This window comes from Rhodococcus sp. NPDC058532 (genome assembly GCF_042719255.1).
Classification (GTDB): Bacteria; Actinomycetota; Actinomycetes; order Mycobacteriales; family Mycobacteriaceae; genus Rhodococcus_G.
This window is the reverse complement of sequence record NZ_JBHXNU010000001.1, coordinates 55,912-68,685: the sequence shown is the minus strand read 5'-3', so window position 1 is coordinate 68,685 and position 12,774 is coordinate 55,912. Positions and strand designations below refer to the sequence as shown.

Here is a 12,774-nt window from a genome sequence, read left to right as displayed (position 1 = left end):
GATGAGCGAGTTGTTCGAACGCGACGGGGTCGTCGGCGACCTGCACCGACCCGCGGGCGATCCGGTGGCGGCGCTGCTGCTGACGCACGGAGCGGGGGGCGACCGCACCGCGCGACTGCTGCAGCGTGCGGCCGCCGACTTCGCCGCAGCGGGCGTGCTGGTGTTGCGCTACGACCTGCCGTTTCGGCAGCGGCGACCGAAGGGACCCCCGAGCCCGTCCACCGCGGGCCAGGACCGGGACGGCATCGCGGCCGCGGCGGACGCGATCCGCGAGTCGGTCACCGCGCCGGTCGTGCTCGGCGGCCATTCGTACGGCGGACGGCAGGCGTCGATGATCGCCGCCGAGCGGCCGGGGATCTGCGACGGACTGCTGCTGTTCTCGTACCCCCTGCACCCGCCGGGCAAACCCGAGAAGGCCCGCACCGCGCACCTGCCGGATCTGCGCTGCCCCGCCGTCTTCGTGCACGGCACCCGCGACCCGTTCGGCACTCCGGACGAGATGCGCGCGGCGATGGACCTGATCGCCGCGCCGCACACCCTGGTCCTCGTCGACGGGAGGGGGCACGATCTCGCGCCAGACCGGAGCCCGGCGGTACCGCTCGCGGTGGAGGCCGCGACCAGCGCATTCGGGTGGGGGTGAGCCCTCCGCGCCGGGGCGGCGTCACCGCGTTTGCCAGTATGGAGTGATGGGTGCCAATCTGCTGATCGTCGAGGACGACGACCGTGTCCGGGCCGCGCTGCGGCTGGCGCTCGAGGACGAGGGGTACGACGTCGACGAGGCGCCGGACGCGGAAACCGCGCTGGACCACCTCCGACGCAGCGGTCCCCCGGACGTGATGATCGTCGACCTGATGCTCGGCGAGATGGACGGCTTCACATGCATCCGCCTGGTCCGGCAGGGCCACGACGTGCCGATCATCGTCGTCAGCGCGCGGGATGACACCCACGACGTGGTCGCCGCGCTGGAGGCGGGCGCCGACGACTACGTGACGAAGCCGTTCGAGATCAAGGAGATCACCGCCCGGATGCGGGCCCTGCGCCGTCGCGCCGGTGCGACCGGCGAACCGAGCGCGCCCGCCGACATCATCCTCGACCCGGACCCGCGGGCCCCGCTGGTGCTCTCCCCCGGCGGCGGCGTCGTCCGGCGCGGCGACGAGCAGGTGCACCTCACCCTGACCGAGTTCCGGCTGCTGTGCGAGCTGGCCCAGTCGCCGGGGCTGGTCCTGAGCCGCGCCATCCTCCTCGAGCGGGTGTGGGATCGCGGCTTCTTCGGCGACGAACGGATCGTCGACGTGCACGTGCGCCGGCTGCGGACCAAGATCGAGCACGACTCGTCGGCGCCGCGCATCGTCGTCACCGTCCGCGGACTCGGCTACCGGTTCGATGCCCCGCGGTAGGTTCCGCCTGCGTGGGCTGGGTCTGCGCAACCGGGTCATTCTGTCGTTCGCGGTCGGGGCGGCGCTGGTGTCGTTGGTGCTGTCGTTGGCCGTGTTCACCACCAGCCGCGAGTACATGGTGGGACAGCGGGAGCGGTCGGCGCAGCGCCAGACCGCCACCCACGCCGACTTCGTCCGCAGCGTGCTGTACGCGTCGGATGCCCCCGCCGAGGATGTGTTGCGCGCGGTCGATCTGCCCGCGGGCACCGTGCTGTTGCTGGACCGGCAGGCGCGGTGGTCCACCTCCGACCCGGGCATCGCACCGACCCTGCTGCCCGACGAGCTGCGGGCGTCGTCGGCGGACGAGGGCAGCGCGACCATGCACGCCACCATTGCGGGCAGGCCCTACATCGGCGTGCGGTTGGTCCTCAACGATGCGGGCGACATCCTGTACGAGTTGGCGCCGCTCGACGAACTGCACTCGACGCTGCGGATTCTGCGCATCGTCCTGATCTCCTGCGCGATGCTGACCACCGCCGCCGGCGCCGCGGTCGGGTTCTGGGCGAGTCGGCGGGTCCTGAAGCCGCTGCACGAACTCGCGGGGACGGCCGCCCAGATCTCGGGCGGCGATCTCACCACCCGGCTGACCCTCACCCGGGATCGGGACCTGGACACGATCACGACCTCCTTCAACACGATGGTGGACTCGCTGCACCAGCGGATCGAGCGCGAGCGCCGGTTCTTCGGCGACGTCAGTCACGAACTGCGCACGCCGTTGACCACGCTGATCACCAGCGTCGCCGTGCTCGATCGGCAGCGAAGGGAGATGCCGGAGCGGTCCGGTCGGGCGCTGGACCTGATCACCGCCGAACTCGACCACCTGCGACGGCTGCTCGACGACCTGCTGGCGTTGGCGCGGTCCGAGGCGGGGTTGCACCAGGACGAGCTGGAGCCGATGTCGGTGGCGGACCTGCTCACCCACACCATGGTCCGCTCGCGTCGGTCCCCGCAGCTGGTGACGATCGAGTCGGACGGCCGGGTCGAGGGGCGCAAGCTGGCGCTGGAGCGGGCGCTGGCGAATCTGATGGACAACGCCGACCGGCACGGCGGCGGCCTGGTCGGCATCACGATCCGGGTGCGCGGGCCGGTGGTCCTGATCGACGTGGACGACCGCGGCCCCGGCGTCCGGGCCGCCGATCGGAATCGGATCTTTGAACGCTTCGCGACCGCCCATCCGGGGCGGCGCTCGGCGACCGGGTCGGGAACGGGGCTGGGTCTGGCGCTGGTCGCCGAGACCGTTGCCGCGCACGGAGGGACGGTGACCTGCGGGGATCGCCCCGGCGGCGGGGCCAGATTCACCATCACGCTTCCGTGTCTCCCCGAATCGGATCCGTAACACGATCGCAAAACAGGCGACCGGATCACCTCAACATCGTTCGCGCACGCTGGAGTGCGAAGCCGTCACCTGACAGCGCGGCCGAGCCGCGCCCGACACTGCGGCCGGGCTGCGCTCCTGTCATCAGCGGCCTAGCCGCTCGTGTCATCAGCGGCGAAGACGCTCCCCGTCCCCCGTGTGTCAGCGCGGCGACGGGCCAAGCCGAACGGAGGCCCATGCCCGACCTTCTCGACCCTCCCGCGCACGAAGGAACGACGGTGCTGCGCAGGCCGCGCCTGTCCGACTCCATCCGGATGCAGCAGATCGCGAAGGATTCGCGGGTGCTCGACGTGAACTCGGCGTACGCCTACCTGTTGTGGTGCCGCGACTTCCCGAACACGTCCGCCGTCGCCGAGATCGACGGGCGGGTGGCGGGGTACGTCACCGGCTATGTGCGTCCCGAATCCCCGGACACCCTGTTCATCTGGCAGGTCGCGGTCGACGAGGCCGCCCGCGGGCGGGGTGTCGGTGTCGCGATGCTGGACCGAATCCTCGACTGGACAAGAGGATTCGGTGTCCGGTTCCTCGAAACCACCATCACGGCGGACAATCCCTCGTCGATTGCGATGTTCACCGCACTCGCCAGGCGGCGCGACACCGGCATCTATGCCCGCCCCCTGTTCGCGGCCGACCACTTCCCCGAGGGGCACGCCGCAGAAGACCTGTACACCATAGGACCGATCCACGGAGGCGGACGCCGATGACCACAGTTCTCTCGCCCGACACGACGATCTTCGACCAACGCGAATCCGAGGTTCGCAGCTATAGCCGGTCCTGGCCGACCGTGTTCACCCGGGCCAGGGGCACCTGGATCCAGGACGAGACCGGCCGCGACTACGTCGACTTTTTCGCAGGCGCAGGCGCACTCAACTACGGACACAACAACCCCGTCCTCAAACGCGCCCTCATCGACTACCTCGAATCCGACGGCATCACCCACGGACTCGACATGCACACCACCGCAAAGCGACGCTTCCTCGAAACCTTCGACGACCTCATCCTCACCCCCCGCCGACTCGACTACAAAGTCCAATTCCCCGGACCCACCGGAACCAACGCCGTCGAAGCCGCCCTCAAACTCGCCCGCAAGGTCACCGGCCGCGAATCGATCGTCAACTTCACCAACGCCTTCCACGGCATGACCCTCGGATCACTCTCCGTCACCGGCAACTCCATGAAACGCGCAGGCGCCGGCATCCCCCTCGTCCACTCCACCCCCATGCCCTTCGACAACTACTTCGACGGCGAAACCCCCGACTTCCACTGGTTCGAACGCGTCCTCGACGACAGCGGCAGCGGACTCAACCGCCCCGCCGCCGTCATCGTCGAAACCGTCCAGGGCGAAGGCGGCGTCAACATCGCCCGCCCCGAATGGCTCCGCGCCCTCGCAGACCTCTGCTCCACCCGCGACATCCTCCTCATCGTCGACGACGTCCAAATGGGCTGCGGCCGCACCGGCCCCTTCTTCTCCTTCGAGGTCGCCGGCATCACCCCCGACATCGTCACCCTCTCCAAGTCCATCGGCGGCTACGGCCTCCCGATGGCCCTCACCCTCTTCAAACCCGCACTCGACGTCTGGTCCCCCGGCGAACACAACGGCACCTTCCGCGGCAACAACCCCGCCTTCGTCACCGCCACCGCCGCCCTCGAGCAGTACTGGGCCGACGACATCCTCGCGAAGTCGGTGCGGGCGAAGGGCGCTCAGGTGCACACCGCACTCGCCGACCTGTCGGCACGGTTTGAGGGCCTGGACACCCGCGGTCGCGGGCTGGTCCAGGGTCTGGTGTTTGAGCGACCCGAGCAGGCGGAGGCGGTGTGCCGAACGGCGTTCGAGCGCGGACTACTCGCCGAGACGTCCGGCCCCTCCGACGAGGTCGTGAAACTCCTTCCACCACTGACCATTTCCACCGACGAACTCGAACTCGGCCTGGGGATCCTCACCGAGTCCGTGACGGCCGTGTGCCGAGAGCAGGAGCTGCGAGCATGATCGTGCGTACCACCGACGAGATCACCGACACCGACCGCGACATCACCAGCGAGGACGGCAACTGGCGCTCGAAGCGGATCGTCCTCGCTGGCGACGGCGTCGGATTCTCCTTCCACGAGACCACCATCGCCGCCGGATCGGTCAACGAGTTCCACTACGCCAACCACATCGAGGCGGTCTGGCTGATCGAGGGCGACGGCATCCTCACCGACCTCGACAAGGGCGAGGTGCACCGGTTGCGTCCGGGCACCATGTACCTGCTCGACGGCAACGAGCGGCACCGGGTCGAACCGGTCACCCAGATGCGGATGCTGTGCGTGTTCAATCCCCCGGTCACCGGGCGGGAGGTGCACGACGAGAACGGCGTCTACCCGCTGCTCACCGTCGCCGAGCGCGAGCCCGTCGATGCCGATGCGTGAGGGTGTCGACCGCTATCCCAGTCGGGTGGCCGACCTGCCCGAGGTGCTGGACCGCCTCGACCCGGTCCTGTGGGGCACCGACCGGCATCCCGAACTGGCGCACTTCGAGGAGAACGGCTACCTGCAGCGGATGCGGGCGATCTCGGACGAGACCGCGGCGGCGTGCCGGGCGGAGATCGAGCGGATCCGGTCGGATCCGGCGCTGGTCGGGGACGAGCGGATCGTGCGGGAGGAGTCGAACGCCGACGTTCGCTCGATCTTTGACGTCGTCGCGCTCAGCGCGGTGGTGCGGGAGGCGATCGCCGAGTCGGGCGCCGCGGACCTGGCCCGGCGGATCCTCGGCAGCGAGGTGTACATCCACCAGAGCCGGCTCAACCACAAGCCGGGCTTCGTTGGCGGCGCGTTCTACTGGCACTCCGACTTCGAGACCTGGCACGCCGAGGACGGAATGCCGGCACCGAGGGCGGTTAGCGCGTCGATCGCGTTGACCCCCAATGAATCCCACAATGGTCCGTTGATGATCTTGCCGGGCACCCAGTGGGTGTTCGTGCAGTGCCGCGGCGAAACCCCGCCGGACCACCACCGCGAATCACTGGTGACGACGACACCCCGGATCGGGGTTCCGTCGGAGACGGCGGTCACCGAACTGGCCGCCGTGCACGGCATCGACGTGCTCACCGGGCCCGTCGGGTCGATGACCGTGTTCGACAGCAACGTGCTGCACGCGTCGGGCGGCAACATCACCCCGATGCCGCGCTCGAACATCTTCGTCGTCTTCAACAGCGTCTCCAACCGGCTCCAGCACCCGTACGCGGCGAGCACCCCCCGCCCGCTCCACCTGGCAGCGCGGGGCTGACCCGCCAGCGAGCCGGGCACCGGGCCCCGTCGACCATGCCCCCAGTAGGCTCGGGGCATGGTCGACGATCCCGCCAGCGGCCTGAATCAGCTGCTCGGCACCGTGCACCGCCGCCTCGGCGAGAGCGTCAGTTCCCCGCGGACCCTGCGTGATCTGCTTGAGGCGGTGCTGGTGGTCGGCGCCGGTCTGGACCTGGACACCACCCTGCAGCGGATCGTGCGGACCGCCACCGAACTGCTCGGGGCGCGGTACGGCGCACTCGGTGTCCGGGCCCCCGGCGGCGGGCTGTCGGAGTTCGTGTACGAGGGCATCGACGCCGCCACCCGCGCGTCGATGGGCCACCTTCCGGAGGGCCGCGGCCTGCTCGGGCTGCTGATCGAGGATCCCCGGCCGGTCCGGATCCGCGACCTCGCCACCCACGCCTCCTCGATCGGGTTTCCCCCGAACCATCCCCCGATGCGCAGCTTCCTCGGGATGCCGATCATCGTGCGTGGTCTGGCGTTCGGCAGCATCTACCTCACCGAGAAGCGCGCCGGCCCGGAGTTCACCGACGAGGACCAGACGATCCTGACGGTGCTGGCCGAGGCGGCGGCGCTGGCGATCGACAATGCCCGACTGTTCGAGCAGTCCCGCACCCGGGAACGCTGGCTGACGGCGATGTCGTCGATCACCTCGCGGCTGCTGATCGGCGGTTCGGTACCCGAGACCCTGGACCTGCTGGTGCGGCAGGTACGTGAACTCGGCTCCGCGGACGCGGTCACCCTGGTCGACACCGTCGACTCGGATGGGGCCGTGCTCGCATCCACCGATCCCCGACGAACGGTCGGGCAGCGGGTCGACTTCGCGGAGCTCAACGCGGGCGCGGTCCGGTCGGCGACGGTGCCGGTGTCGGGCCCGCAGCACGTCCAGGGCGCGCTGGTGGTCAGCGCGGGGGCGGGCGGGCCCGACTGGGACCCGGACGAGATGCAGCGGCTCGCGTCGATGGCGGACCTGGCGGCGGTGGCCCTCGAGTTCGCGCACCAGCAGCGTCAGCAGCGGCTGCTGGACGTGCTCGCCGACCGCGACCGGATCGCCAGGGACCTGCACGACAACGTCATCCAACGCCTCTTCGCGACCGGGATGAGCCTGCAGTCGATTGCCGCGACGGCGTCGGGTCGTACCGCGGAGGTGCTCGCCAGGTCCGTCGAACAGCTGGACACCACGGTCCGCGAGATCCGCACCACCATCTTCGATCTGCAGTCGGCGGAGGCCACCCCGACCGCCGGGCTGCGACGGCGGCTGCTGGACGTGGTCGGCGAGCTGACGTCCGAGGTCACCCCGTCGGTGCAGTTCTCCGGGGCGATCGACACCCTGGTCCCCCAGACCATCGCCCTGCACGCGGAAGCCGTTCTCCGTGAGGGTCTTTCCAATGCGCGCCGACATGCCGCCGCGCGCTCGATCACCGTCACGGTGACGGCGGCCGACGAGTTCGTGGTCGCGATCGCGGACGACGGGGTCGGCATGTCCGGCGCCGAACCCCGCAGTGGCCTGTCGAATCTGGCGAAGCGGGCCGCGGCGTGTGGCGGCGCCTGCGAGGTGCGGTCCGCCCTCGGCGGCGGCACCACCCTCACCTGGCGCGCACCGCTGCTGTGACACCGAACGGGCGGTTGCCGGGACATCGACCGAGTGGCCGGCGCGGCAACCGCCCGTTCGCTGGTGCGGGTCGGGTCAGGCGATCGGCGGGAGGGTGACGACCTGCCCGGCGTAGGCAAGGCCCGCACCGAAACCGATCAGCAGCGCGGTGTCCCCGGCCTTCGCGTCGCCGGACCGCAGCAGCTGCTCCATCGCCATCGGAATCGATGCGGCACTGGTGTTTCCGGCCTCCACGATGTCGCGGGCGACGGCGACGGAGTCGGGCACACCCAGCGCCCGGACCAGCGCGTCGGTGATCCGGCTGTTGGCCTGATGCGGCACGAACGCGTCGAGGTCGTCGACGGTGACACCGGAACGCTCCAGGGCGTCGCGGCAGGCCTTCTCCAGGAAGGTCACCGCCCACCGGAAGACCGCCTGCCCGTTCATCCGAATGTAGGGGCGCTCGGCATCCGCACCGCGGTCCGCGACCTCGGCGAAGTACGCCATGAAGTCCTTGTCCTGCTTGATCGCCGCGGTCTGCGCACCGTCCGATCCCCACGCGACCGGGCCGATCCCTTCGACGTCGGACGGTCCGACCACGGCGGCACCCGCGCCGTCGGCGAAGATGAATGCGCAGGTCCGGTCGGACGTGTCGAGCAGGTCCGACAGCCGTTCGACGCCGATCACCAGGACGTGCCGCGCCTGGCCCGCCCGCACCAGGGCCGCCGCGTTGCCGAGCGCATAGCAGAACCCCGCGCAGCCGGCGGAGACGTCGTAGGCGGCGGTGTCGTGCATGCCGAGTTCGGTGGCGACCACCGCGCCTGCCGAGGGCCCGAGCACCATCTGCGACGAGGTGGCCAGCACCACGGCGTCGACCTGATCGGCGGCGATCCCGGCGGCGGACAGGGCGTCCCGCGCGGCGGCGACGCTCATCGAGACGATCGTCTCGTCGTCCGAGGCCCAGTGCCGGGCGGTGATCCCCGATCGGGTCCGGATCCACTCGTCGGAGGAATCGATGCGGTCGACGATCTCGGCGTTGGGAACGACGCGGCGGGGCCGGTACACCCCGAGACCAAGGAGCGCCGCGTTGGCGACGGGTGTTGCGGTGGCGATCTGGGCGGGCATGACATCCTCTCGCTATGAACCGACCGGTTCACGTCCGAATCCGATCTAACATGAACCGATCGGTTCACACAAGCGAATCGGAGGATTCCCATGACGCCGCCGCGCCCGCGCGCCCGCCTGCTCGCGAGCACCATCACGATGGTGCAGGAGTGCGGGATCCACGCGGCCGGGCTCACCGAACTCCTCAAGCGGAGCAACGCCTCCCGAAACTCGCTGTACCAGCACTTCCCGGCGGGCAAGAGTCAGCTGGTCGAGGCCGCGACCCGGATCGTCTCCCGGGTGGTGCACTCCCACCTTGCCGCGACCGCGGACGCCCTCTCCACCGCACCGTCGATCGAGCACTGGCTGGACGAGCTGCTCGCGTTCTGGCGCGAGCCGCTCGAATCGAGCGACTACCGGCTCGGTTCGTTCATGATGGCCGCCGCGCTGGACGAATCGGATCCGGCGGTGCGGGCCGCGGCCGGGCAGGCGTTCGACGAGTGGACGGCCCGACTCGCCGACGGACTGGTCGCGGCCGGGATCCCCGCGGCAACCGCACGGCCGACAGCGGGCCTGCTGCTGTCGGTGATCGAAGGCGCGATCGTGCAGGCCCGCGCGCTCGGGTCGAGCCGCCCATTCACCGACGCGCACGGGCAGCTGACGGTGCTGCTGCGGCACCACCTCGACGGCGCGCGCTGACCGCGGCCGGAGTCCGCGTCACCGTCCGCGGCCGGGCCGGCCCCTCAGCTCGGTCGCCAGCACCGCCGCCTGCGTGCGGCGCTGCATCCCGAGCTTCGCCAGCAGCCGGGACACGTAGTTCTTCACCGTCTTCTCCGCCAGGTGCATGCGGGCCCCGATCTCCCGGTTCGTCAGCCCCTCCCCGATCAGGTCGAGCACCACCTTCTCCTGATCGGTGAGCACATCGACGAGACCGCCCTGGGTGCGCTGCTCGCGGATCCGGGCCAGCACCGCTGCCGTGTCCCGGTCGGCGAACAGGGAGCCGCCCGCGGCGACGGTTCGCACCGCGGAGATCAGGTCGGTGCCCAGTATCTGCTTGAGCAGGTAGCCGGACGCGCCTGCCATGACCGCGTCGAACAGCGCCTCGTCGTCCGAGAACGAGGTGAGCATCAGGCACCGCAGCCCCGGATGCATCGACCGCAGTTCGCGGCACAACTCCACCCCGGACCCGTCGGGCAGCCGCACATCGAGCACCGCGACGTCGGCGCCGGACTCCGGATACCCCGCCAGCGCACCCGACACCGAGGACGCCTCCCCGACGACGGTGAGGTCGGGGGCGCCGCCGAGCAGGTCCACCAGACCCCGCCGCACGATCTCGTGGTCGTCGACCAGGAACAGCCGTGTCTGCATGCTCCGATCCCAGCACATCGGGACCTTCGGCACTATCGGCCGGGGTCCCCGTCGGCGAGGCTCGACGCCGTGACCGACCTGACCACCACCCGACCCGCGTCCGATGCCGCTGCCCTGTTCGAGACGGCGCTGGAGATGGCGTCCGCGGCCAAGCGCGGCAACGTCGCCCGGTGGGCCGAGGTCAAGTCCGCCCGGCACGACCCGGACGCGCTCGCGTTCCTGAACTCGGTCCTGCTCGGCGTGCTGATCGAGAATGACGCCGTCCGCCGCGGCGTGCACCCCACCGACGTGTGGGCGCAGTTGCGGGCGGGCGGGCTCGACGAGTTCGGCTGAACCGACACCGACGCTGCCGCGTCGCACGCGCGAAGGGCCGGTACCGATCGGTACCGGTCCTTCGCGCGGTGCGGGTCGGCCCGGTTACGGCGTCGGACGCACGATCAGCACCGGGCAGTCCGCGGTGCTCATCAGGGCCGCGCTGGTCGACCCGAGCAGCATGCCCGCGAATCCACCGCGGCCGTGGCTGCCGACGACGAGAAGCTGCGCCTGCTCGGCGAATTCGCTGAGCACCCGGACCGGCCGGTCGCGGCGGACCACCCGCTGCACCGGCACGTCCGGGTACTGCTCGATGTGACCGGCGAGCCGCTCCGACAGCACCGCCTCCTCCGCGGACTGGATCGAGCGCCAGTGCGGATCGTCCTCGGTCGCGCCGAGGGACGGCTGCACCGACACGTCGCTCCACACGTTCACCGCGATCAGTTGCGCGTTCCGCGCGGACGCCTCCCGGAACGCGGCAGCGAGCGCGTCCTCGCTGATCTCGGAACCGTCGACGCCGACCACGATCGGGCCCTCGGTCGGCGGCCTGCCGTCGAGCGTGCGCCCGCGAACCACCGCGACGGGCGCCGTCGAGTGCGCGGCGACCGCGCGGGCGACCGACCCGAGCAGCGCCCCGCTGAATTCGCCGAGCCCCCGATTGCCGAGGACGATCATCGACGCCCGCGGCGCGTACTGGAGCAGGATCTCCGAGATCCGGCCCTCGTGCAGCTTGCTGTCCACCTCGAGCGGACCCACCTCCTCGGCGGCCTCGCGGGCGAGTACCGCGGCGCTGTCGAGGTGGGCACGGCCCGCGTTCTTCAGGTCGTCGCCGTAGCCGCGCACCAGATAGGGCTCGGTGTAGTAGTAGGCGGGTACGTGCACGACGGAGACGAGCAGCAGCGGAAGCGTGCGGGCCGCGGCCGTTCGCGCCGCCCACACCACGGCCGTCGACGCCGATTCCGATCCGTCCACGCCAACCACGACGGGCTTGCCTGCGCTCATGCTGCTCCCTCACTCGGCTCGAGACACTGTCGGTGCCCATTGTCCCGGTTCCGGGGCCGCGCCGCGTCGGTCGACGGTCCGTGTCGTGCGTCGCGGCCATCACCCCCGCCCCGCCGGGAACCATGAGGCGGGGGTGTCGCGCCGCTACGCGTCGATGATGGAGCGCAGCTTCTCGATCTGGGAGACCCGGCCCGCGGTGTCGGGGGCCATCGGGGTGACGGTCAGGGTCGTCGCGCCCGCCTCCTTGAACGCGGCCACCCGCTCCCGGACGTACCCCTCGGGGCCGATCAGCGAGATCGCGCGCACCAGTTCGTCCGGCACCGCGGCCGCGGCCTCCTGCTTCTTGCCGTCCAGGTACAGGTCCTGGATGGTCTTCGCCTCCGCCTCGTATCCGTACCGGCAGGCGAGATCGTTGTAGAAGTTCTTGCCGCGCGCACCCATGCCGCCGATGTACAGCGCGAGGTGCGGCTTGATCCATTCCAGCATGTGCTCGACGTCGTCACCGATCGCGAGCGCCGGGCCGGCGTAGATCTCCAGCTCGCCCAGCGCCGGGTCGCGCTTGGCCTTGCCGGCGTCCAGCGACTCGCCCCACACGGTCCGGGCCTTCTCCGGGTGGAAGAAGATCGGCTGCCAGCCCTCGGCGATCTCGGCGGTCAGCGCCACATTCTTTGGGCCGAGCGCGGCGATGACGATCGGGATCCGTTCGCGCACCGGGTGGTTGATCAGCTTGAGCGGCTTGCCGAGCCCGGTGCCCTTCTCGGCGGGCAGCGGCACCTGGTAGTACTTGCCGTCGTACTGCACCTTCTCGCGGCGCCACACCTGGCGGCAGATGTCGACGAGCTCGCGGGTGCGCCCGAGCGGGGCGTCGTACTTCACGCCGTGGAAGCCCTCGATGACCTGCGGGCCGGAGGCACCGATGCCGAGCACGAACCGTCCGCCGGAGACGTAGTCGAGCCCGGCGGCGGTCATCGCCATCAATGACGGGGTGCGGGTGTAGATCTGGAAGATCCCGGACGCCAGCTTCAGGCTGGTGGTCTTCGCGGCGAGGAAGCCGAGCTGGCTGACCGCGTCGAACGAATAGGCCTCGGCGATGAACGCGATGTCGAGGCCCGCCCGTTCGAGGTCGGCGACCTCGGCGACCGTTTCGGCGAACCCGCCGCTGTAGGTGATCTGGGTTCCGATGTGCACCGGGACACTCCAATCGGCTGTGAGGTGACTGCTCGCTAGGACATTACGCAGCCAGGTCGGGAAACCGTAGGACCGAGGCGAGCGGGATCGATGACCCGGGGGCGGGTGACGGTCGC

14 protein-coding genes are annotated in these 12,774 nt (G+C 70.5%); 10 read left to right on the top strand and 4 right to left on the bottom strand.

Going from position 1 to position 12,774, the window contains the following annotated elements; all coding sequences use genetic code 11:
- Position 1 precedes the first annotated feature (1 nt).
- The 8 genes from ACFWQG_RS00320 (at position 2) to ACFWQG_RS00285 (ending at position 7,705) form a co-directional block, all read left to right on the top strand.
- A complete protein-coding gene (locus ACFWQG_RS00320) occupies positions 2-640 on the top strand; it encodes an alpha/beta fold hydrolase (protein WP_378505576.1) in 639 nt (212 codons plus the stop codon).
- A gap of 46 nt (positions 641-686) precedes the next feature.
- Positions 687-1,397, top strand: a complete 711-nt coding sequence (locus tag ACFWQG_RS00315) for a response regulator (RefSeq protein ID WP_378505575.1) — start codon at positions 687-689, stop codon at positions 1,395-1,397.
- Positions 1,384-2,772, top strand: coding sequence for an ATP-binding protein (locus ACFWQG_RS00310; protein ID WP_378505574.1), 1,389 nt, complete (start codon positions 1,384-1,386; stop codon positions 2,770-2,772). Before ACFWQG_RS00315 ends, ACFWQG_RS00310 begins: the two co-directional genes overlap by 14 nt.
- Before the next feature lie 215 nt (positions 2,773-2,987).
- Complete coding sequence (gene ectA, locus ACFWQG_RS00305) at positions 2,988-3,515, top strand: diaminobutyrate acetyltransferase (RefSeq protein ID WP_378505573.1); 528 nt, start codon at positions 2,988-2,990, stop codon at positions 3,513-3,515.
- A complete protein-coding gene (ectB, locus tag ACFWQG_RS00300; protein WP_378505572.1) occupies positions 3,512-4,798 on the top strand; it encodes a diaminobutyrate--2-oxoglutarate transaminase in 1,287 nt (428 codons plus the stop codon). Before ectA ends, ectB begins: the two co-directional genes overlap by 4 nt.
- A complete protein-coding gene (locus ACFWQG_RS00295; RefSeq protein ID WP_378505571.1) occupies positions 4,795-5,217 on the top strand; it encodes an ectoine synthase in 423 nt (140 codons plus the stop codon). The genes ectB and ACFWQG_RS00295 overlap by 4 nt, the downstream gene beginning before the upstream one ends.
- Entirely contained in the window at positions 5,210-6,073 is an 864-nt protein-coding gene (locus ACFWQG_RS00290; protein WP_378506026.1) for a phytanoyl-CoA dioxygenase family protein, read from the top strand. Before ACFWQG_RS00295 ends, ACFWQG_RS00290 begins: the two co-directional genes overlap by 8 nt.
- A 57-nt stretch (positions 6,074-6,130) precedes the next feature.
- Positions 6,131-7,705: a GAF domain-containing sensor histidine kinase gene (locus ACFWQG_RS00285; protein WP_378505570.1), complete on the top strand. Its 1,575-nt coding sequence runs from the start codon at positions 6,131-6,133 to the stop codon at positions 7,703-7,705.
- Between the two features lie 75 nt (positions 7,706-7,780).
- On the opposite strand, the gene ACFWQG_RS00280 is transcribed toward ACFWQG_RS00285, so the two are convergent.
- Positions 7,781-8,809 carry a beta-ketoacyl-ACP synthase III gene (locus ACFWQG_RS00280; RefSeq protein WP_378505569.1) on the bottom strand — a complete coding sequence of 343 codons (1,029 nt, stop codon included), beginning with the start codon at positions 8,807-8,809 and terminating at the stop codon, positions 7,781-7,783.
- 90 nt (positions 8,810-8,899) lie between these two features.
- On the opposite strand from ACFWQG_RS00280, the gene ACFWQG_RS00275 reads away from it, so the two are divergent.
- The gene (locus ACFWQG_RS00275; RefSeq protein WP_378505568.1) at positions 8,900-9,487 is read left to right on the top strand and encodes a TetR/AcrR family transcriptional regulator; all 588 of its coding nucleotides are present in this window, start codon (positions 8,900-8,902) and stop codon (positions 9,485-9,487) included.
- Positions 9,488-9,505: 18 nt separating this feature from the next.
- On the opposite strand, the gene ACFWQG_RS00270 is transcribed toward ACFWQG_RS00275, so the two are convergent.
- On the bottom strand, positions 9,506-10,156 hold the full coding sequence (locus ACFWQG_RS00270; RefSeq protein WP_378505567.1) for a response regulator: 651 nt from the start codon (positions 10,154-10,156) through the stop codon (positions 9,506-9,508).
- Positions 10,157-10,225: 69 nt separating this feature from the next.
- On the opposite strand from ACFWQG_RS00270, the gene ACFWQG_RS00265 reads away from it, so the two are divergent.
- On the top strand, positions 10,226-10,489 hold the full coding sequence (locus ACFWQG_RS00265) for a hypothetical protein (RefSeq protein WP_378505566.1): 264 nt from the start codon (positions 10,226-10,228) through the stop codon (positions 10,487-10,489).
- An 84-nt stretch (positions 10,490-10,573) separates the two neighbouring features.
- Here the strand turns inward: ACFWQG_RS00265 and ACFWQG_RS00260 are convergent, their stop codons facing one another.
- Positions 10,574-11,470, bottom strand: coding sequence for a universal stress protein (locus ACFWQG_RS00260; RefSeq protein WP_378505565.1), 897 nt, complete (start codon positions 11,468-11,470; stop codon positions 10,574-10,576).
- Positions 11,471-11,614: 144 nt separating this feature from the next.
- Positions 11,615-12,658, bottom strand: coding sequence for an LLM class F420-dependent oxidoreductase (locus ACFWQG_RS00255; protein ID WP_378505564.1), 1,044 nt, complete (start codon positions 12,656-12,658; stop codon positions 11,615-11,617).
- Between the last annotated feature and the right edge of the window lie 116 nt (positions 12,659-12,774).